The 22,313-nt window shown below is 41.8% G+C and carries 19 protein-coding genes; 15 read left to right on the top strand and 4 right to left on the bottom strand.

What is annotated here, in order from left to right; translation table 11 throughout:
• Positions 1 to 4 precede the first annotated feature (4 nt).
• Complete coding sequence (locus HWQ39_RS33165) at positions 5 to 1,243, bottom strand: DUF1822 family protein (protein ID WP_292854287.1); 1,239 nt, start codon at positions 1,241 to 1,243, stop codon at positions 5 to 7.
• Positions 1,244 to 1,247: 4 nt separating this feature from the next.
• Positions 1,248 to 2,816 carry a sigma-70 family RNA polymerase sigma factor gene (locus HWQ39_RS33170; RefSeq protein ID WP_292854289.1) on the bottom strand — a complete coding sequence of 523 codons (1,569 nt, stop codon included), beginning with the start codon at positions 2,814 to 2,816 and terminating at the stop codon, positions 1,248 to 1,250.
• 422 nt (positions 2,817 to 3,238) lie between these two features.
• Here HWQ39_RS33170 and HWQ39_RS33175 point away from each other — a divergent pair, with 422 nt between their 5' ends.
• Complete coding sequence (locus tag HWQ39_RS33175; protein ID WP_292854290.1) at positions 3,239 to 4,009, top strand: DUF928 domain-containing protein; 771 nt, start codon at positions 3,239 to 3,241, stop codon at positions 4,007 to 4,009.
• 39 nt (positions 4,010 to 4,048) lie between these two features.
• Here the strand turns inward: HWQ39_RS33175 and HWQ39_RS33180 are convergent, their stop codons facing one another.
• Entirely contained in the window at positions 4,049 to 6,757 is a 2,709-nt protein-coding gene (locus HWQ39_RS33180; protein WP_292854292.1) for a CHAT domain-containing protein, read from the bottom strand.
• Positions 6,758 to 7,138: 381 nt separating this feature from the next.
• On the opposite strand from HWQ39_RS33180, the gene HWQ39_RS33185 reads away from it, so the two are divergent.
• Positions 7,139 to 7,855: a tetratricopeptide repeat protein gene (locus HWQ39_RS33185; protein ID WP_292854294.1), complete on the top strand. Its 717-nt coding sequence runs from the start codon at positions 7,139 to 7,141 to the stop codon at positions 7,853 to 7,855.
• A gap of 57 nt (positions 7,856 to 7,912) precedes the next feature.
• Here HWQ39_RS33185 and HWQ39_RS33190 read toward each other — a convergent pair whose 3' ends face one another.
• Positions 7,913 to 11,422: a filamentous hemagglutinin N-terminal domain-containing protein gene (locus tag HWQ39_RS33190; protein ID WP_292854296.1), complete on the bottom strand. Its 3,510-nt coding sequence runs from the start codon at positions 11,420 to 11,422 to the stop codon at positions 7,913 to 7,915.
• Positions 11,423 to 11,873: 451 nt separating this feature from the next.
• On the opposite strand from HWQ39_RS33190, the gene HWQ39_RS33195 reads away from it, so the two are divergent.
• From HWQ39_RS33195 to HWQ39_RS33255, 13 genes are all read left to right on the top strand, one after another.
• Positions 11,874 to 12,812, top strand: a complete 939-nt coding sequence (locus HWQ39_RS33195) for an NAD(P)-dependent oxidoreductase (protein ID WP_292854298.1) — start codon at positions 11,874 to 11,876, stop codon at positions 12,810 to 12,812.
• Between the two features lie 20 nt (positions 12,813 to 12,832).
• Positions 12,833 to 13,240 (top strand): hypothetical protein, encoded by a 408-nt coding sequence (locus HWQ39_RS33200; RefSeq protein ID WP_292854300.1) that lies wholly within the window; start codon positions 12,833 to 12,835, stop codon positions 13,238 to 13,240.
• A gap of 125 nt (positions 13,241 to 13,365) precedes the next feature.
• Entirely contained in the window at positions 13,366 to 14,109 is a 744-nt protein-coding gene (locus HWQ39_RS33205) for an SDR family oxidoreductase (RefSeq protein WP_292854302.1), read from the top strand.
• A gap of 223 nt (positions 14,110 to 14,332) precedes the next feature.
• Positions 14,333 to 14,980, top strand: coding sequence for a nitroreductase (locus tag HWQ39_RS33210; RefSeq protein WP_292854304.1), 648 nt, complete (start codon positions 14,333 to 14,335; stop codon positions 14,978 to 14,980).
• Positions 14,981 to 15,154: 174 nt separating this feature from the next.
• Positions 15,155 to 15,685: a universal stress protein gene (locus HWQ39_RS33215; protein WP_292854306.1), complete on the top strand. Its 531-nt coding sequence runs from the start codon at positions 15,155 to 15,157 to the stop codon at positions 15,683 to 15,685.
• Positions 15,686 to 15,811: 126 nt separating this feature from the next.
• Positions 15,812 to 16,093, top strand: coding sequence for a hexameric tyrosine-coordinated heme protein (locus HWQ39_RS33220; protein ID WP_190935788.1), 282 nt, complete (start codon positions 15,812 to 15,814; stop codon positions 16,091 to 16,093).
• 177 nt (positions 16,094 to 16,270) lie between these two features.
• Positions 16,271 to 16,825, top strand: coding sequence for a DNA starvation/stationary phase protection protein Dps (dps, locus tag HWQ39_RS33225; RefSeq protein ID WP_292854311.1), 555 nt, complete (start codon positions 16,271 to 16,273; stop codon positions 16,823 to 16,825).
• A gap of 135 nt (positions 16,826 to 16,960) precedes the next feature.
• On the top strand, positions 16,961 to 17,668 hold the full coding sequence (locus HWQ39_RS33230; protein ID WP_292854327.1) for an alpha/beta hydrolase: 708 nt from the start codon (positions 16,961 to 16,963) through the stop codon (positions 17,666 to 17,668).
• 136 nt (positions 17,669 to 17,804) lie between these two features.
• The gene (locus HWQ39_RS33235) at positions 17,805 to 18,494 is read left to right on the top strand and encodes an alternative oxidase (protein ID WP_292854313.1); all 690 of its coding nucleotides are present in this window, start codon (positions 17,805 to 17,807) and stop codon (positions 18,492 to 18,494) included.
• 51 nt (positions 18,495 to 18,545) lie between these two features.
• Positions 18,546 to 18,923 (top strand): hypothetical protein, encoded by a 378-nt coding sequence (locus HWQ39_RS33240; RefSeq protein WP_292854316.1) that lies wholly within the window; start codon positions 18,546 to 18,548, stop codon positions 18,921 to 18,923.
• Between the two features lie 229 nt (positions 18,924 to 19,152).
• Entirely contained in the window at positions 19,153 to 19,635 is a 483-nt protein-coding gene (locus HWQ39_RS33245) for a hypothetical protein (protein WP_292854318.1), read from the top strand.
• Positions 19,636 to 19,805: 170 nt separating this feature from the next.
• Positions 19,806 to 20,111 carry a cupin domain-containing protein gene (locus tag HWQ39_RS33250; RefSeq protein WP_292854321.1) on the top strand — a complete coding sequence of 102 codons (306 nt, stop codon included), beginning with the start codon at positions 19,806 to 19,808 and terminating at the stop codon, positions 20,109 to 20,111.
• A gap of 220 nt (positions 20,112 to 20,331) precedes the next feature.
• Positions 20,332 to 21,906, top strand: coding sequence for a GMC family oxidoreductase N-terminal domain-containing protein (locus tag HWQ39_RS33255; protein ID WP_292854324.1), 1,575 nt, complete (start codon positions 20,332 to 20,334; stop codon positions 21,904 to 21,906).
• The last annotated feature ends 407 nt before the right edge of the window (positions 21,907 to 22,313 follow it).

Consider the following 22,313-nt stretch of genomic DNA (forward strand, 5'->3'; position numbering starts at 1 on the left):
GCTATCAGTCATCAAGTGCTTCCAGTAGAAAATCCTCTTTTATACTGACATTATCAAGAGCAACTTGTATACTAAACCGAATTCCGGGAGAAGATTTGAATTTTTTGAGTTGAATATAATGATCGTGACTTCTGGAAGTGACTTCCTGAAGAATTGTCCCTGTTTGTGAAAGCAAAATTAGCTTGAGATTAGGTATTAAATAAGGTTCTGCATTTGCTGGATGTAACTGTACGCGCAGACCGATTTTGCCATCAACCTCTGTTTTAAGGCCAATTAACAACACAACTGCACTACCCCCAACTTCCATTCCTAAATCAATTAACTTGGCTCGTTTAACATATCCCTCATTCAACCCCAAATCACTTCTGAATTGAACGGCTAAAGTTTTTTGTTGTGGTGATAATAAAGTATCCAAATTTTGCCAACCCACACTAAAGATATTTTGAAACCATAAACTCAAGTTACTACCCACATAGCTGGCTTCAACTTGATTATTGTTTTGCTTTTTCAATCTTTTCTGATAGAGATGCTGCCGCAATTCATCCACCGCCAAAAATGCTCCCCACACATCAAAGGGGACATTAAGTCTTGGCGAAGAAAAAGTCCACTTACTCAATTGTTCCAGTAATTGGTCTGTTTGTACTTTTGACAAAGTTGCTAAAGATTTAATCTCTGGTATTTTGGGAGGACAAAGTTCTTGTGCTACCCACATCACATTTAAGTCTGCAATCAAATATTCTGCATCTAAACAATAAGTTCGATCCATTGGGTCATAAATAGCTTGCTCCCGAATTTGTTGATAGTTAGTATAACCCGATATCCGCAGCCAACCTTCTTCTAAATTTAACTGCACCGCTAGATAGTAATGGGCTGACCAACTAGGAATATCAATCCATTCTTGAGGAATCCGAAACTCTGGAAAGGAACTTTTATCGCTGGGAATTAACGCTAATCGAGTCTCACCTAGAGTTAACACAGAGCCATTTACTAATTCCCAAATACTCGGTAATTCAGCTTTTGGAAAGCATAATCTAGGCATTACTTGCAAATCTGGGTCTTCTTGCAACCAATTTAAAAAAGCATTTAAAGATAAATTATTTAGGTAAGCATTCCAGCGAGTAGCTGTGTTTGAGTAAGACTCTTGCATCGTTTCGTGCCATGCAGTTTCTTGCTCTTGCTTTGATATATCTAAACATAAATGTTCAGGATAAATTAGAGTCAAATCATTTAAGCTAATTGTCATAAGATTAATTCCTAGTCTTAATTAAAAATTTATCTTTTAGCCATTCATTTACAAAATTAGCTAGTTTATTGCTGGCTACCACTAAAGAATTTTTAGGTAAACCCATATCTATTTCTAGTTGGTACATAAAAGCTTCTCTCACATTTTCATTTACTTCATTTCTACTAATAGATCCCTTCAAGCTTGAATGTACCAACTTTCTATCTATTTTTTCTTGGTCTGTCAACTCCAATTCTAAAACACCTATCTTATCTTGAATCTGCCATTCTTGAGTAATTTTATCTAAAGCAGATTTACAGATTTTCTGACAGTGTAACTGTAAGCATTCATCTAATGATTCTTTGATAATTTCAATATCTTTGTCTTCATTCAAAGAAATTTCCGGATAAACTTTCTGAGATTCTTTAATAAAGTCTTTTAATAGTATTTTATTATATCTTGCTAACTGTCTAGCTACTTGATATTGTTTCTGGAGTTCAGGATATTTATTTTTTAAAACTACTGCCATCTCACTTTGAGTTAAGTTTAATCCTAGCCACAGTATTAACATTATTTGGCTAGTCTCTGAGATAGTTGAAAATAAGCTTGAAATAAGTGAGCTTACTTGCTGCCATTCTTCTTCTTGGACAAGATTATCTAAGGCAGTATACCGACTATCAGTTAAATTTTCGTAGTTTTCTAAAGGCAGAAAAGACTTTGTTCTGTAATCACGAGCAGCTTGGATACAAATTTCTAATATTTCTTGAATTCTATCCTTTGAAGCTGGTGCTTCCATAAATCCTAATTGATTACACCGTTCATTATATAATGATGCAATTGCCTGAAAACATTCGTCACTAGGCGTTTCTAAACTACGACTTCCTTGCCTTTGGTTTGGTTGATAAATTTGCTCTAAGCATTGCCAAGTTAGACAATATAAACTAACACGGTTCTGATTTATTCCTTTTATAGTTAAAGCTTCCTGCATCTCTTTTTTAGTCAAATCTTTTAAAAGACCGTAGTTAGAAAATTTTTCTCTTTTACCTTCTAAGTCTTTCTGATAAATGGTATTACTAATAAAACGGATGATAGATGTTTTAGCATAACCTTCTATATTGCTTTGAGAACGCTCAAAATCAAAACTTTTGAAAAGTTTGGCTGGAGGAAAGATAGCTAAGTTAGCTATTTGAAAGTATTCTTCTAATGGATATTTATGCTGGATAAACTTAAATCTTTGATAGCTTTTTCTAGCTGCCCAAAGACAAGCCTCCTGTAAGTATGCAGACAAATGTTTCTCTGCTCTGCAAGAAGACTTTGATATTTTTTCTGCCGATGATCTAGAGACACTAAGCTTTTGTTCATTCTCCGTTTGAGAACAAATTTTAAGTAACTCTTGCGGTGATACCTCTCTAAGTATTTTTAGAAAATAACGTGCCCAATATTCTTCTTTAGCATCTGGCTCTAACTGCGTTAAAGAACTTATATCCCGTTTTAGGTCTATATCAACTTGCCAAACAAAATTAAAATTTTTGTGGTCGTTTATTAAGCTAAGAAAACTTGAAAATTGGTGGATGATACCTTCACGTTTTTTCATATTTTTTTTGCATTTTACATAAATTAATCAAAGAAAGGGCAGAACTTCAACTCCGTTTATTATACCTCTATACTTCTAATGGGTATTAAATAAATCAATTTATGCAATTTTCAAATAAAAATTGTATAAATTATCTATGTGATTTTAAATGGTCGTATCCCGGTTTGCTGCCAAGTTGTAACTATCAGACAGGATAGGTGAAGACGAGCGCATTTACTGATCTATCAGCTGCCACGCTCTCTCTTAACAATTATCGAACAGAATTCACAGATGCATAATTTGATTTCTGTTATATCCATTTAAGATATAAAAGTAAAAAATCCTCATCTGAATTTCAGTTTAACAAGATTCTATTTTTCTGAGCTTGACACCAATGGTAAGATTGTCAGTGATTTGAGAATATTGAGTATTTATATCTAACTATGAAACTAAAAAATATACAGAAAATATTTTCTCTATCTCAAAGTAAATTTCCGATCGCTCTACTTGTGGCATTGTTTAGCTGTACTAGTTATCCTTTAACATTGATAGCAAAGTCTCAGCAGCCAACTAGCAGTGGTAATCAACCACCACAAGACGGATCGAGTAGAGGTAGACCTACTCAACGAGGAGGAGCAGGTAGCCGTGGTAACTGTCCATCTGTGGAAGTACCACTTATAGCCTTAATACCTGAAAAAACAGTAAGCTCAGTTGTTGAAGCGAATCCCACCTTTTGGGTGTTTGTACCCTATCAACTTAAAGATGTACCTAGCGGAGAATTTGTCTTGCAAGATGAAGCAAACAACGACATTTACCGGGCTTCTTTTACCCTACCTGAGATACCAGGTATTGTTAGCTTTGCTTTACCATCATCTGTACCGCTAGAAGTTAATAAAAGATACCAATGGTACTTTAAAGTTTATTGTAATCAACAAAAATTTGACTCTGTATTTGTGCGCGGATGGGTACAACGTATAGCACTTAAGTTTGACTTGGAAAGGCAGTTAAAAACAGCTACCACAATACGCGATCGCATTCAAATATATACTCAAAATGGTATTTGGTATTCAGCCCTGACAGAGTTAGCAAAACTCCGCCTTACTGAACCCAAAAATGCAACTTTAGACAATGAATGGGCTAGTCTCCTGAGAAATATTGAACTAGAAAATTTGTCCCAAAAACCTCTTGTAGGAGAAGTAAAAATTAAACAGTAGGGACGCACAAATGCCCCTACTTATTGTTCCTTGTGCTTTTTAAAGCCAGTTTCCGATCAAAATGTATGGTGCCCATAAATAAGGGATTTCATAATCAGTCAATAGCTGAATTTGAGCGCGACGAACAGCTTCAGCTTTAGTTACTTTATTATTTTCTAATTCTTGATAAAACTGACTCATAAATTGAGCAGTAGATTTATCATCTACCGCCCACAAAGTTGCTAAGGTACTTCGAGCGCCTGCACGGACTGCTATACCAGCAAGCCCTAAAGTAGCTCGGTTGTCTCCTTGAGCAGTTTCACAAGCACTTAAGACAAGTAGTTCAATAGCGCTGGATTCTCTTTGTCCACTGAGCCGAATTAAATTATCAAAATCCTTAACTTTTAATAGTTGTTCCCAAGTTAAAATAAATGTTTTATCGGGATTAGAACTAAACTCACCATGAGTTGCTATATGAACTACTGTATATGGTATTTTTTTTATTTGATTCTGTAAATTTATTTTGGTAAAGGCTTGATTAAATAGTTCTGCATTTCTAGGTATAGCTGTTTGAATTTGTTGTAATTCAACTTCTACATTTTTGAGTTTAGCAAATGAACGTCCTTCAATTTGGCGTTGCTCACTTACTCCGGCAATTAATCCATTTATCTGTACTTTTTGTAAAGATTTTGGTTCAATTAATTGTAAACCTGGAGCTAAGGATATAGCATATTTTTGAATTAAATATTTTTGGTGTTCCCGATCGTATAAAACCGCCATTGGAATATTCCGTAAGTCACCATCTAGTACAAATACTAGGGTTTTTATATTCTTCCTTTCTAATTCACTTTCTAAAGGTTGAATTAGCCAACTATAGACCTGTTGAGATAACTTATTAACATCGTTGATCCTGTCTGGTTCTCTCAAATATTTTTGTAATTTTTCTAAAATACTTTCAACATCTCTGAATTTTTCATTAATTGTGTAATGAGATAATTCAGTTTGATTTGGTAACTTGAGAATAATGTCTAGATGGTCTGCCAAAATAATGGGATAAATTACTGCTGCGGTGCCATCTGTTTTATCAACTACCTCATCAATTTGTTCGGGTACGGCTTTTAAACAAGCTTCTCGGAAAAAGTTTTCTAGTTCAGCTAGTTGGAGTGTTTCAAGTATGCCACGAGCTTGCTTTAAATTTTTTTGACTAATGCTTTTTGAACTAACTGTAGATGAAGGTTGCAAAAGTAAATCAACTAATTGTCGGTAAACGGGTTCTATATTATCCCGAAAGGAAAATTGTACATCTGGATTGAGAGCAATTAAATCATTACGTAAATATTTGAGAGTATTTACCGCTTCAGTGTAGTTAGCGATCGCTCCAGTCACATCTCCTTGTATTCTAAGTATGTACCCTAGTTGCCATTGCCACAAATAAGCTATATCACCAGCTTTTATCGCTTGGGCTACCATTAAAGCTTCCTGTGTCAGTTTTTGAGCATTAATTAAGTCTTGGTTTTCTAGGTATAATCCACCCAATGCGCCTAAAGCATAAGCAACTGAACGTTCATCATCCATGCTTCTAGCTTGCTGTACAGATGTCGCTAAAATTTGAGCAATTTCTTTCGATGAAGGAATGTCTGCGTTGGTAGCTTGTTTTAAGCATACTAAGTTCTGAGCAAAATTAATTTGTGCATAATTTGCTGTGTGACTTGGGGGGATTTTAGCTAGCTTTACTTGTATTTCAGAAGATAATTTCTTAGCTTGTGACCATTGCTGAAGTTTCAACAATATACTCAAATGATTAAGTTGGGCTTGGATTTGTGAGAGTGGTGAGGTTGCTGTGGTGACAGCTTCTTCGTAGAATTGGGCTGCTTGTTGATAAAATTTGACAGATTCTGTAGAGACAGATTTGTTAATACAATGCAAGGGAGTATAGTTTTCAAAACTGATACTGTCTTGCTGCGAGGTTTCTCTATTACCTAAAGCTAGTGCGGTATTACCTAAACTCAGCAGTGTAGCACTTATTTCTGAAGGAGATTGTAATTTTTTGGCGATGTCTCGGCTTTGTTGTAAAACTTTGAAGGATAGTTCTAAATCACCGACTAATTGCAGAACATCACCAAAGCTACGTAAAGCAGTAGCTTTAACAAGTGAGTTTGGTTGCTGTTCAAGACGGGGTTGTAACTCTTCTAAGGTGGTGCGAGCTTGATGGTAAAGCCCTAATGCTTGCTCTGCCATACTTTGGTTAATCAAACTGCGGATACTACCAACTTCATCACCTGCTTGAGCATAGGTACTAGCAGATTGCTTCCATGAGTCTAAAGCTTGTTCAGTTCTGCCTAGTTCTAATTGCAGATTTCCTTGAATATCTAGAGTTTGTGCCAAGATTATTGCAAACTTTTGAGTTTTTAGTTGTGAGTTTTTTAAAAGGTTGAGACTTTGTGTAATTGCAGCTTCTGCTTTTTTCCACTGTCCAAGTTGCTTAAAGACTAACGAAAGATTGCTTAACGCCATTGCCTTTCCTAGTTCGTCTTTTTGCAGATTAAAAGCATCTGTTGCTTGCTGCAAAATTATTACTGCTTCAGATAACTGTCCAGTTTCATAGAGTTTTCGGCCTTGTTCAACCAATAGTTGAGCATTTGGCTGGGTCTGAGTAAATTGAGAGAAGGCAGGAACTGAAATTCCCGAAACGCTTAACAAGGCAGCTAAGACAGCTATTGTAATTCTTTTTAACCACTTCTTAGAATAAAAGCAACTTTTGCAAGTCACGATAATACTTTTTAGAAAGCTTTGCACTACAAGGAAAAATCGATATCTTATTTTTCTCACTGACTTTGCCTCATACTCATTTTCACTAGCGGCAGCTTTACAGAAGCAATTTCTCAGCGTAATATCTGGCTTTATTATCTTACTAAAACGTATATAGCCGTAGCAAAAAGTAGTTATTGTTTACTGCTAAGTACTTTTATCATACTTTTATTTAGATATCCTTGAGAAATATATTTTCTTTAGAATCTTAACAAAACACAACTGTTAATTCTAAAAATTTTCTTAAATTAAGCTGTTTGATTTTTTGAACGCATAATATCAATTTGCTTACACCCATAAATACATAGAAGTCATCTTTCACATCGTCAAGGTCAATAATATATGCCAATAGCTTCTAAAATCCTACAAAAGAATTCTCGTGCATTTGTATTATCTAATACAATTAGCGACCTTGAGCAGAATCCCAAAGAAAGCAGCAAATTAGTTTTTGATAAAAATTATCTCCGCTCTAGTGCTTTAAACTTGGCTCAAAAAGGATATTATCATGAGGCGATCGCATTGTTTAATAAATTACTTGACCGCGATTCTAATAATGCTATCGATTACAACAATCGGGGGCTAATCTATTTCCAGAGTGGTGAAAAACAAAAAGCTTTTTGTGACTATAACACTGCTCTACAACTAAATAAGAAATTAGTGGCTGCCTATAATAATCGAGCAAATTACTATGTTAGTTGTGGAGACTTAGCAGCAGCGATCGCCGACTACGATCGCGCAATTAATTTAAATCCTATATATATTCGAGCTAGGATTAATCGAGGCATTACCTTACGTGACTTAGGGCAATACGAAGAGGCAATTGAGAATTTTGAGACAGCGCTGCTTTTCGGTCAACTAGAAGCTTACATTTGGGTTGAATATGGCAGAACTTATCATCTTTGGGGTGATTGGAATTGTGCGCTGACTACTTATAATCGTGCTTCTACATTACTGTCTCATATCGATGCTAAAAAGGAAGTTTTTAGTTATCGCTTGCATTTACAACTTGAAACTTGGTTAAACGAACTATTACTTCTTCAGAATTTTAATGCCCATTGATTAGCGAATAATTTTTCTAGCTTCTCTCAACTTGAATTTAGCGAAAAGCAACTTGCATTATTTTTGAATAGAGGTGGCTTGAGATGGGCAAGCTGTGATGGGCGATCGCGTAGCGTCTTGCAGAGAAGCCCCGGAGGAGGCGATCGCTGAAGTATAAGTATTGGTGGTCTGTGTAGCTACGGGTGCAGAGGCTATTAGCTCCACTGTACCAGAGTTATTTATTACCCAACTAGTAGCTTCTACAATAGTTGGGCTAATTTGCTTAACTTCTAATTGAGGACTTTTGCGCCCCAGACTCCGACTCAAGTGTAAATTATCTCCTACATTTGTGCTTTTTTGTTCTTGAGTATTCAATGTCACCCAATCAACAGTTGCAGTTTGATTAGTGCGAAGTGCTTGGGTTGGTAAAGGTGGCAAACCGCCGCGTCCGGTGATGGTAAATGAATTGCCTTTATTAGCTGGACACCCTTGAGCAATCAAGCTAGAGCGATCTACAAAATTGGCTGGCAATTCCACTAATCCGTTACTGGGATCTACATCAGGTGTATTGACTTGCACTGTTCCATTATCAGAAGAATTCTTACCAGTGGCAGTAATATCACTATTTGGGGTAGATGCATTCTTAGGTTTAATGCCAAAAATTGCTTGAGCATTGATGGTCACATTCCCACCACGAAAATCTCTAGAATTAGCGCTAATATCACTATTTTCTTGTGGAACAGCAATAATAAAACCATTTTTGGCATCAATATCAATGTTGCCTCCAGGGATGTTTTCGCCAGTGGCATTGGTAGTGATGGCACTGCCATTGCGTAATAGTAACAAGGGAGTACGCAAAAAGATATTTCCTCCACCGCCTGTGGTGTCAGCTCGGATGCTGCTGTGGTTGTTGAGATAAATGCGATTGGCATCCACAGACAGCGAACCTGCATTGCCTGTACCCGAACTACTGACCGTCACTTCTGCCTGATTTTGAATGCTCAGAGTTCCCGTTTGGAGATTTAAATCCCCACCCGCACCACTACCACCAGTCCCAGCAGCAATGATCGAACCATCACCTGTGAGAGTAATTGACTCTGGGGCAGCAATAGTCAGCCGTCCCCCATCGCCACTGCTGGAGGTAGAGGCAGAGATTTGTCCCCCGTCCTGGAGGTTTACCCTGACACTTTGCCCGTTACCCCGTGGCTGAATGGTCAAGCTACCTGCATCTCCTGCACTGGTGGTTCCGGCGAACAGACCACTGGTTGTCCCAGATAGTTGTAGGTCTGGAGTGTTCACAGTGATGTCGCCTGCATGACCATTGCTAGAAGTAGTGGTGAGCAGTTGCCCGCCACCGCTCAAACCCACTGTGTCGGCACTAACTATGATGTCACCACCCCGTCCACTACTGAAGGATTGAGCATTGAGAACTCCACCACTAGTGACCTGCAAATTTCTTGTTTCAACGCGAATTTCACCTCCGTTCCCAGTCGCTAATGGTTTAGTGCTTGTAAATAAGCCACTTGCATCCCCTGAGAAATTTACACCAGAGAGATTTACTGTATCCAAGGTAGCAATGCTGATATTGCCAGCATCTCCTTTTCCAGAGGTGGTAGCCGAGAGTTGAGCGCCATTGAAGAGTGAGAGTGATCGAGCTGTGATGTTGATATTGCCTCCCTTGCCCATTGCCCCTGGCTCAAGCGTGCTGACGGCATCTCCCCCATTAAACAAGACAGTGTTGCTTGCCTGAATCTGAATATTCCCGGCATTGCCTTGCGCTTCAGCGTTCGTGATGATTCGCCCTTGGTCAGAAACAGACAGTGAGCCTGTAGTAATGATTACGTCTCCCCCGTTTCCCAGAGATCCTGGCGTCGCCGAGGTAAATATCCCACTGCGGTTGTCTGTAAGAGTAGGGGCTGTTCCACTAATCTGTACGGAGTCATGAGCATGAATGATGACGCGACCTGCATTGCCTGTCCCACCTACATTGGCTGTATTCACGGCCCCCCCGTTGGTTAAAAACAGCGACCCAGTTGCGATCGTCACATTTCCTCCTTGACCCACAGATCCTAGCTCCACTCTTGTAAAGATAGTGCTGGCTACGGCTCCATCTGAGGATTCACCATCCAGGGAGACGCGATCATTAGCATTGATATTCACGCTGCCTGCATTTCCCTGTCCATCCGTGCTGGAAATCAATTGAGCGCCTCCTGTGAGAGAAAGCGACTTTGTAGTGATGTTGATATTGCCAGCGTTGCCAACGCCAGTTTGTTCTACATTATTGATTACATTACTACTATCCAAAGAGACGCGATCACGGGCATTAATATTGACACTGCCTACGTCTCCTTGTCCCCTTGCGCTCAAAATCAGTTGAGCGCCCCCTGTAAGAGAAAGCGATCCCGTGGTAATATTAATATTGCCAGTGTTACCGATAGCATTGTTTTGTACGGCATTGAATACAGTGCTGCCATCCAAAGAGACGCTATCGCGGGCATTAATATTGACACTGCCTACGTCTCCCTGTCCACTGGTGACAGATATTAGTCGTGCGTCCCCTGCAAGAGAAAGCGATCCAGTGGTAATAGTAATGGGACCTCCGTTACCATTGCCTCCAGGAAGTACTTCGTTACGTATTGTGCTACCATCAAGCACGTTTATTGTTTCTGCCGCATCGAGCTGAATATCTCCCGCTTGAGCGCCAACAAAGCCCAACCCTTCATCGATTCCTACCCGAAGTCTACTTCCCCCACTCAGGGTCAAGTTTCGAGATGTAACCGCAATACTCCCAGCACCCCCAGCGAGAACGTTTATCCTAGCATTGTTGCTGAGAGAAACATCCGCCCGTACTATATTATCGGGAAAACTCAACCGCCAATCTTCGCCAGTGGTTGATAAACCAACCGTCCCGATCCCACCAACACTCCCTAACTCGACATAGCTTCCTGGACTAGTCAACCGTCCACCATCTAGTTGAACCGATCCTCCAATCAGTAATAAGTTTTGTCTTGGGGAAACTTGTAAACCTGTTTCATTCGCAGTCGATTGATTGACAATCAGCTGGGGCGTTAGTTGGTTAAAGAAAAAAGCATTGAGATTAACACTTAACAATTGACTAGGTAAAGGTTGAGTCACATCGCTGCTGAAAAATTCGCCATTGGCAAACCCGATCGCATTGGCAGTCGTGGCAACGAAGGAACCCCCGATGTTAAGTGACGCATTTGCACCAAAAATAATGCCATTGGGATTGAGGAAAAACAGATTGGCAGTACCATTTGCCCGCATCACACCATCAATATTGGAAATCGATCCACCTGTAACGCGACTAAAAATGTTCTGCACATCTGCGGCATTGTTGAAGTAGGCAGTGCCCCCAGTGGGCACAGAAAATGATTGGAAGCTGTGGAACAGATTACCACCCCGCCTAGCCCCGCCGTCAATTTGGAAGTTGGGGTTGCCAGAGACTTGCGATCGCTCCCCCAGAGGTAGTGTATTATCGGGTATTACTTGAGCTGCGATCGGTTGGGTACAACCCAGTATCCACACACTGCCTATAAAAACCCATCGATGTATACGCCACTGGCTCATCTTGCTCCCTTGCCTCCAGCTATGCTTGAACAAAAATCTTGAGCACAGTTTTTACATAAAATACTTTAATCATAAAGATTACCGGAAAAGACTCAGCAATTGCAAATAATGATCGGATTTTCTTTACAAGGTGAGTTGACAAACAGTAAGGTTTTACATTGATGGCTGTAAGTTCGATTTTTGGCGTTGCATAAATGCGCGATGAATTGGCGGGTGAAAACATTGATAACTCGTTCTAACTTGGGCGAAATCATCCCATGATTCAGCAACGCCCGATTTTTTTATCAATAGCTGCATAATCTCGATTTGCTCAGGCCCATAAATATATAGAGGATAAAGGTAAAGTTTCACATCATCAAACGATAAACCAAGTTTCGCTGCAAATTTAGCGATTCTATGCCCGTCTTATCTATAAATAAATATTTCACAGATTTCAACAGGAGGTTCACAAATGAAGATTTTTGTTGCAGGGGCAACGGGAGCGATCGGTCGGACGCTAATCACGCAACTGTTAGCGCAAGGACATGAAGTAGTTGCGTTGACACGTTCTTTAGAAAAAGCACAAACTTTAGCTGAACAAGGCGTGGAATTAGCGATCGCAGATGTGTTCGATGCAGATGCTGTTAAAGCTGCCATCACCCGCACTCAGCCGGAAGTGGTGATTGAACAACTCACTTCCCTCCCCAAAACCTATACTAGCGAGTCGATGAGTGCAGCATCAGCCCTGAATACTCGTATCCGTCGAGAAGGGGGTGCTAATGTCCTGGCAGCAGCGCAAGCGGCTGGCGTGCGCCGTTATCTGAGGCAGTCGATCGCATTCTGGGCGATTCCCGGCACAGGTTTGGCAGACGAAGAAACGCCACTAGCTTTTGATGCCTCGCCTGCGGTAGCAGCAGATGCTCACATAGTCACTGAAATCGAGCGTCACTTACTCGAAATGCCCAACCTAGAAGGAATTGCTCTGCGTTATGGCTTCCTTTACGGGCCCGGTACTTGGTTTGCCCCCGATGGCGATGTTGCCCAACAGGTGCGACAGCAACAGTTCCCGATTGTTGGGAATGGGGAAGGCGTATGGTCGTGGATTCATATTGAAGATGCTGCGATCGCTACAGTTGCAGCAGCAGAACGAGGCAATCCTGGCATTTACCTGATTACAGACGATCGCCCCTTAGAAGTGCGCGAGTGGCTCTCTGCCTATGCCCGTTGGCTCAATGCTCCACTACCTCCGCAGATATCAGTTGAGGAGGCGCTGAAAGTAGGTGGTGCGGATGCCGTCTATTACGGTACGCAGATGCGAGGCATATCGAATGCCAAAGCAATGCGTGAACTGAATTTTCAGCCGCGACCCTTGGAATGGATGGTTAACAGCGCCGTGGCTCATGCCAGTTAACAATTTAAGGGAGAAGAGAGATGAAAATTGCTCAATATGGAACAGCGATTGTGGTCATCCATGCGATCGTACATGGACTGCATGGTTTAGCACATGTGGAAATCCCAGTTCCCCTCTCAATACTTCAGAGTTTATTTGTGGGTATTGTGATTTATGCGATTCCCATCATTGCAGTCGTTTTACTTTGGACACAGTTTTACCGCATTGGTAGCTGGCTCTTGCTCTTTTCAATGGCAGCATCAATCCTTTTTGGAATCTACAATCATTTGATCGTGATTAGTTCGGATCATGTGTCTCAAGTTTCCTTTGCAGGTTGGGGATTGCTATTCCAAATCACAGCCATTCTGACATTAATTGTGGATGGATTCGGCTCTTGGATTGGCATCTGGGCATTGAAAACCATTCAGGAACCAGAAAAGGTTATATGAATTGTTTCGATTATTTTAATCACCATCATCTGTTATTGTTTACTTGCTTGCTCCCAATTTAGAGCAGTTTTCTTTCATTAGAAATACACACTGAATTACCAATTTCTCATTGCACGGTATCTAACATGAACCACATACTCAAGAATAAACGCGCACTCATTACTGGAGGCAGTCGCGGCATTGGGGCAGCGATCGTCAAGCGTTTAGCAAGTGAAGGCGCTGATGTTGCCTTCACATATACCAGCTCACCCGATCGCGCTAACGAAATCGTGCAGGCAACGCAGGCGCTAGGTGTCCAAGCTCTTGCTATCCAAGCCGATAGTGCCGATGCCAGCGCGGTAGTCGCGGCTGTTGAAGACACTGTGAACAAATTGGGTGGCATTGATATTCTCGTTAACAATGCGGGCGTACTGGCGATCGGCCCAATCGACGATTTCACCCTAGCGGACTTCGATCGAACCTTTGCCATTAACGTGCGTGCCGTATTTGTGGCGACGCAAGCCGCAGTCAAGCACATGAAAGAGGGCGGACGCATCATCAACATCGGCAGCACCAACGCCGAACGTATGCCATTTCCTGGTGGCGGGGTTTATGCCATGAGTAAATCTGCTCTGCAAGGGCTTGTGCAAGGACTGTCGCGTGACCTTGGCCCACGCGGGATTACGATCAACAACGTGCAGCCTGGGCCGATCGCTACGGATATGAATCCTTCGGAGGGGGAGTTTGCCGAGATGCTCAAAAAGCAGATTGCGGTAGCCCGCTACGGTACGGTTGACGAGGTTGCGGGGCTGGTTGCTTATCTGGCTGGCCCTGAGTCCAGTTACATCACCGGGGCAAACCTGATGATTGACGGAGGGTTCAGCGCATAATTGCCGTAGGCGGATGCCTAATACCAATTCGTAATTCGTAATTTAGCAAACCGGATGTATCCTGGGCTTGACTCTGTTGCTTGATTTTAGAGAGTTGGTATAAGTCAGGGGTAAATTCCTGGCTTAGGCATCCAAGTAAGGATTAGAAGAGCATATTTATTAGCTAAATTTCTGGAATCCCAGTTTAGCATTGACATTTATTTCTCATAGAGGTTGATAAAATATGTTTGACCTTGACCAAACTATTAAAGACCGACACTCAACACGCAAATTCTTATCTCAACCAGTGCCACGGGCTTTGCTCGATGAAGCCCTGGCTTTAGCGCAGCTAGCACCGTCGAATTCAAACATCCAGCCGTGGCGGTTGGTGTTTGCCCAAGGCGGATGCCGCGATCGCTTGCAAGAAGCTTTGCTAAACCAAGCCAAGCAGCAGCCTAACGTCTCTCCACTGCCTTCCGCCTTCCAGCATTACCGCCAGGAACTGGGAGCGCAAGTCTACGGGGCGATGGGGATTACTCGTGACGATCAAGCGAACAGACAGTTGGCCGTTCTGCGTAATTACGAATTTTTTGGCGCACCAATGGTTGCTATTGTCTGTATGCACCAAGATTTGGGCGTTGCCGATGCTTTAAGTGTGGGGATGTATTTACAAACCCTGGTGTTAAGCTTAACAGCTCGTGGCATTGGCACTTGCGTAGAGGTTTCGCTAGCGGATTATCCCGAAATCATCCGCAACGAGTTGAACATTCCACCGGAATTATTAATCATTTGTGGTTTAGCCGTTGGCTATTCCGATCCTGATTTTCCTGCTAATCATCTGTATATAAGCCGTGAGTCCATTGAGAAAAACGTCTCGTTTCAGGGCGATTGACAAAAGGCTGGATTTTTTCTACTAGACGCTAAATACAAGTGCGAAAGAGTATCTGCGTTCTTATTGCCATCAATGAATAATCTTTATTGAAGTTTTCTATTCAGAAGAAAGTAAAGATGAAGATTGCTCAATATGGTTTAAAGATTCTTTGATTTGTTTGATTCAGGAGATTTTATGTTTAGCAAGATTCTAGCTGCAATAGATCGTTCCCCAAATGGTAATGCTGTTTTTGATGAAGCGCTTACTCTAGCAAAGGCAACTAAAGGAAGCCTGATGCTATTGCATATTCTGTCTAGTGAAGAAAAGGATAGCCCCCAAATACCTACACTGGTTACTCTCGAATATCATCCATTGAATGGAGAACTTCTAGAGGATTATTGGAAGCAGTGGCAAACTTACGAAGAAGAGGGTTTCAAGTTATTGCGATCGTATACAGAATCAGCAACCAATGCAGGGGTGAGTACTGAATTCACCCAAAATTCTGGCAATCCTAGCCGGAATATCTGTGAACTTGCTCAAACTTGGGGCGCTGATTTAATTGTAATAGGTCGTCGAGGACATTCTGGTTTGAATGAGTTGATATTAGGCAGCGTGAGTAATTATGTGTTTCACCATGCTCCTTGTTCCGTGCATGTTGTTTATGCTCCAGTTCCTCTTAAATCTAAAGTATCCGTAGTCAATAAAGCTCAAGTAGTTCATTCTTAATGAACTGTGAATATCTTTGTTGCTAGTAATGCAAAAGTTAGATTCATAAACTTCAAGCTTTTGCCTTAGTTGTTGCCGTGGAATCGAAATTGTTCTCAAGTAAACATTAATTTTGGAAATTTTGACATGGATAATGTAATAGCCCCGACCAATTCACCTGTTGTAAGACCACCCGAAGTTACATTGGTTCCTAATAACTCACTATTGACTGAGACACCAGAAGAAGGACGACAATTGGCAGTCAAAATGTCACGGTTAATTATTAAATTGACTCAGCCGGATGAAGAAAAACGCAATCAACTGCGAGATGTTTATGGCAATGATGCCATGATGCTGATTGCAGTTGGTCAGACGGTTGCAACAGAGTTTGCCACGATCGCAGCTGCTAATAACTACTGGCGGAAGTAATATCTCGAAAGTTTCCCTAAACGTTTCCTCACAGGACTTACGCAAAATACGTCTCAAATTCTTATTTCTCCATGTTCTCTGTGGTAGCCTGCGGCAAGCCGCTCTGCGTCTACGCTTTTTAGTTATCTGTGCGTAAGTCCTAATTCATTACAAAACAACCTATTGGGAGTAGAATTTATGGTTGCAAAAACTAAGCAAAATGACACTAAATCATCCGTTTACTCAACCCGAATTGATATTCCCGTAGAAATCCGATCGCAAGTAAATACCTTACTCAATCAAAGCTTGGCAACTGCCATCGACTTGAAGACCCAGATCAAATATGCTCACTGGAATGTCAAAGGTAAAGATTTTTATCAACTGCATCTACTGTTTGATGAAATTGCTTCCGAAGTTGAAGAATTTATTGATTTGATTGCCGAACGAATCACAACATTGGGGGGGAAAGCATTGGGAACCTCTCGGATTGCTGCCAAAGAATCTGAACTGCCTGAGTATCCTTTCGATGCTGTTGATGGCACAGATCATATCTTTGCACTTAGCGATCGCCTGGCAATTTACGCCAAATCCCTCCGCAAAAACATCGATAAAACAAATGATCTGGGTGACATGGATACCAACGATCTCTTTATTGAGATTTCACGAGCGATAGACAAGCGGTTGTGGTTTCTAGAAGCTCATCTGCAAACCTCATTTCAGAACAAAGATCATTCAGACAAAAGTGAGGAGTGATTGATGAAGAATAACTTATTTACACGTCGAAGATTATTAAATGTAGGAATTTTCATAGGTTTAGGTTTTACTACTACCCCACTGATTGCACTTGCAAAAACTCAGAAGCATTCACATCAAACGAAGGAGAATAAAATGGCTGCTAATAATATCGTGCTGGTGCATGGAGCCTTTGCGGACGGCTCAAGTTGGAGCAAGGTGATCCCACTACTGGAAGACAAAGGCTTTCGCGTTACGGCAGTGCAGATTCCGCTCACCTCCCTTGCAAACGACGTTGCGGTAGTAGAGCAGGTTCTTGCAGCTCAGACAGATCCGACAATTCTCGTCGGTCATTCCTATGGAGGTGCAGTCATTACAGTTGCAGGAGCCAATGCACCAAATGTTATTGGATTGGTGTACATTGCAGCTTATGCACCCGATACTGGAGAAAGCCTCGGCGACTTAAATGGCCGTTTCCCCACTCCATCTGGTTCTTCCCATGTCCGTCCTGTTTATAATAATCAGTTCCTTGAGGTTGATCCTGATACTTTTCAAGAGGCATTTGCTCAGGATGTTGACACTGTTCAAGCACGTGTGATGGCTGCTGTACAGAAGCCGATCGCAATCAAGAATTTTGGCGATAAAGTGACCAAACCAGCCTGGAAGTCCAAGCGATCGTGGTATCAAGTATCTGATAACGATCGCATGATTTCACCAGAACTAGAGCGTTTTATGGCAAAGCGTATCGGGGCAACGGTCATTTCATTACCATCAAGCCATGCCTCAATGGTTTCACATCCTGCGGAAGTAGCAAATCTGATTATTGAAGCAGCAAAGGTAGAAGCCTCAAGTAAAGTTCATTAACCTTAATTATTTATACGATGGTTAAGCGATCGCTAACCTTTATGGGCGTTGGGTTGACGCATTAAACCAAACCTACGTCTATCGGATCTCGAAATCGGCAAATCAGGAAAGTGTTCTGATTTTAGAGGAATTCACCATGAAAGTTTTGATTCAAGCGATCGTCAGTTTTTTTGTATTTATTGTCGATTTCGTCTACGGAAATCGTTCTTACCCTCGGTTTTATGTCCTGGAAACGATCGCTCGCGTTCCTTATTTTTCCTATCTCTCTGTGCTACATCTTTATGAGACGCTGGGTTACTGGCGCAAAGCTGACTTGTTGAAAGTTCATTTCGCCGAAACCTGGAACGAATTACATCATCTGTTAATTATGGAATCAATGGGTGGCGATCGATCCAGTAGCGATCGCTTCATCGCTCAACACATTGCAGTGGCGTACTACTGGGTGGTTGTCCTAATCTATATGCTGTTTCCCAAGTATGCCTACTACCTAATGGAACTGATTGAAAATCATGCCTACCATACCTATGACGACTACTTGAAAGCCCATGAAGCAGAACTGAAAGCTCAAAGAGCGCCCAAAGTCGCAATTAACTACTACCGCGATGGCGATCTTTATATGTTTGAAGAAACCCAGTTTACATCAGATCATAAATTTCGCCGCCCGAAAGTGGATAATCTCTACGATGTATTCGTGAATATTCGGGATGACGAATGCGAACACGTCAAAACAATGGAGGCACTCCAGCTACCAGAAGCACGGCAAACTTTCAAAAGTCCCCATACAGTTTTTGAATTGGTGACAACCAGCGTCGAGCAACAGGATTGATTCTATAGAGTTCCTATTTGATTTTTGAACAACTAAACCATAAAGAAAACTATGAAAACACTACTGAAAAGATCCACGCTATTTCTTGCTCTAACAACCTGTGTTTGGGCTAATTACTCCTTAAGATCTGCTGCTGATTCTACTGCTGGTTTAATCCTCAGTATGAAATGCCAGGGTGGATACAATGTCAATGTTTGGAAAAGGTATTCTTCAGGTGAACTTCTCTACCGCTCTACAAGTTCGCACGGTGATTTGAGTTTAAACAAAGGAACTAGCAAAGCGACAGAAGGCGTTCGAGTGTATAAGTTTCAAAATGGCAATTATAAATACTGGGTATGGGACGGTACACTAGATAGCCAGCAGTCTGGAACTTTAGAGGTGTATGAAGACAATCATCTCCTAATGCGGCAGGCTTGTACAAAACGTTGATGGGGAAGTAAGCGCTGCTTTCTTGGGTGACTCAAACCCATATTTCCCCCTTCATTCCACGGCAGTTCTTGATTGGGTCATTTCCCTCAGCTCCCTGCCCCCTGCCTCTTCATTGAAACCCCGATCGAACTAGCTCTGACTTTTTCTGTTTTAACTATGAGCTAGCTCAAAGAAATTATTGAGAAGAATTGTCAGAGTAAAGGTAGTTCAAGGCTATGAGGATAGCAATATGACTCTAACAAAAGTAAACACAACTGCATCCCTTGTGGAAACTCTCGCTAACCTCTACCTAAAAGGCAAGCCAGCCGAGATTTCTGACGAAACTATTACTCAACTCTGTGACTGGCTGATGGGTGAGTTCCACCAATTGCCCTTAAATCTGCAATTTTCAGATTATATGCGTTACAACAACGCCCAAGAGATGTTTGCTGATATTGAACGAGGGCAGCTTTGGGTATCCGCCGATAGTTACGATTCTACCGTGTATCCCAATCCGATCTATGGGTTTATTTTTCAGGGAATGCACGATTATGACCACTACTTGACGGATACCGATTTCAGCCTGAAAGGGGAAATCGCGGCTTACAACTTCACAGCAAAACGTGCGCCTTCTTTAGACATCCAAAAGATTCTCTATTCCGAAATTGTGCTGCGATCTGCTGCCTATCTTTATCTAGGATATGCAGCTACTCCTAAGATTGTTTTTCCATGAGTAATGACAGAGGTAAATAATCATGCACGACTGTCCTTATTGCTCTTACCCATTACTACGGCACATTCAGCACCATAAAATTTGCTGGTTTTGTCCCCACTGTTGGACAACGGTGCCTGTCTTTTCTGAAATAAAATCCACCATCACAGCACTATTGGAGAATCATGGTGATGACCCAAAAATCTTTTACAACTCAGCTTCAAGAACAAGTTAACTATACCAAACCTGGAGCTAGCCGAAAGTCTTTGGTTAAAGATGAGCAAGTGCAATTCTCACTAGTTTGTCTAACGGCGGACACTGAAATACCAGAACATGTAGCTTCACGGAATATCTCGGTGACTGTAATCGAAGGGCGTGGAGTGCTAACCCTAAAGGGGCGTGAAATTACTTTACAACCGGGAGTTTTCGTTTACATACCCGCAAGCATCCCTCATGCACTTCGTGCATTGGAAAATCTCGCATTTCTGCACACATGAAGTTGAAAGAATCATTGTCCACGATAAATTTTATCAGCTTTTAAGCAACGCGAACCATTTGCTGTTTGCAGTGGCGTTGTTGGACGAATAGGGAGAATGGGTGTTGCTGCTTGGCTTGATTGCAAATCTGCTCAGTGTATGCAGTCCATCGAAAATATAGCGTTGAATAAAAGTCTTAGTTGCAGTTATTGAAGTAGTTGAATACACAACCAAGGATATCATGACTCAATACGATTATGTGGTGATTGGTGCTGGTTCAGCAGGCTGTGTTGTTGCCAATCGTTTGACAGAAAATAGCGAAACAACCGTGTTGTTGCTCGAAGCAGGGAATCCAGTAAATAAACCTGAAATTCAAGTTCCTGTAGCCTGGCCAAGCTTGCTAGGCACTGAAGTTGATTGGGCTTACTGGACTGAACCAGAACCACATCTAAATGGGCGGAAAATCTTATGTTCGCGTGGCAAAGTCGTCGGTGGCTCCAGTTCAATCAATGCCATGATTTACATTCGAGGCAATCGCCACAATTTCGACCATTGGCAAAAGCTCGGCAATCCAGGCTGGAGCTATGAGGAAGTATTGCCCTACTTCAAAAAATCAGAAAACCAGCAGCGAGGCACATCCGAATTTCACGGTGTTGATGGAGCTTTGAGCGTCACCGATCCGATCGCCCCTACTGCCACCTCAGAGCGATTTATCGAAGCAGCGGCACAAATAGGCTACGATCGCAATCCTGATTTCAATGGCACACAACAAGAAGGTGTGGGACTGTATCAATTAACTATTAAAGACGGGAAACGACACAGTGCAGCCGCCGCATTTCTAGTACCAATTCTCGATCGTCCTAATTTAACGGTTCAAACTCGTGCATTAGTGACTCGAATTTTGTTTAAAGGAACTTCCACAATTGGGGTAGAGTATCTGCACCAAGGAACGCTGCAACAAGTTTATGTTAATCAGGAAGTGATTCTGTCGGCGGGTGTATTCGATTCTCCCAAACTGCTGATGCTTTCTGGAATTGGAAATGCAGAGCATCTGCGATCGCTCAACATTCCTGTGGTTGCTAATTTACCCGGTGTAGGTGAGAACCTGCACGATCACCCATTGGTTGCTGTTGGCTACAAGTCTACCCAAACGCTACCCGCGATCGCATCAACCAGTAATCTAGTAGAAGCTGGATTATTCCTGCATAGTGGCAAAAGCAAGGAGCTTGCACCTGACTTACAGTTTCTCTTCAGCCCAGTTCTATGGGGTAGTTCGGACTCTGCCCCTGATGTTTCAGGTTCCACATTGATTTGTTGTCTGATCAATCCTCAAAGTCGTGGCTCTGTGACGTTGCGATCGGCAAACCCTACTGACTCACCTACCATTCGAGTAAACTACCTCCAGCAGGAAGCTGATTTACAAGTATTGGTAGAAGGTATTAAAATCGCCCGTCAGATTGCTCATTCTGGTGACTTTGGTGAAGTCTTGGGAGAGGAAGTGGCTCCCGGTTCAGACATAATCAGTGATGAGACTTTGGCGCAGCCCACCGCAGGTATCGCTGCTTACATTAGACAAACAGCTACTACCTATTGGCATCCTGTGGGGACGTGTAAAATGGGCAACGATTCACTAGCGGTGGTTGATGCTCAACTTCGAGTTCACGGAATTGAAGGATTGCGCGTTGTCGATGCTTCCGTGATGCCAACCATTTTATCTGGAAATACGAACGCAGCCACCATCATGATTGGCGAAAAGGCCGCCGACTTAATTAAAGCCACAGGGCAAGAGATTCAAATTCCCTTAGAGGTTGTTTGAAAAGTCCTATTGTAGGTATCAAAACTTTCTAGATCCCCCTAAATCACCCTTCAAAAGGGGGACTTTAATTCCGGTTCCCCCCTTTTAAGCTATCCATTACCTACATCTTTCTTAACATAAAGTTTGACAAAAGAAAGCATTTATACGGTTGGTATGGAGAAAAATCAGCAGTGATTCTAGTGGAGGAGCAAGAGAAGAAACAGAGCTTCAAAAAGCCTCATTTTCTAGAATTAACGCATCTTTAAGCAATCGCTTTGCTCATGGATACTTTGCTTGATGGATATTAATTTAGGCTACTAGTAGAGCCATCTTTCATTCCCGCTTTACGGATTGATGCCTAGTCGCTACCGTAGGGGATACCGTTGGCGAATTCCCTAAACAGCTAAACTGAACCGATTAGTTCAGCG

The organism is Nostoc sp. NMS8 (assembly GCF_017115045.1).
Classification (GTDB): Bacteria; Cyanobacteriota; Cyanobacteriia; order Cyanobacteriales; family Nostocaceae; genus Nostoc.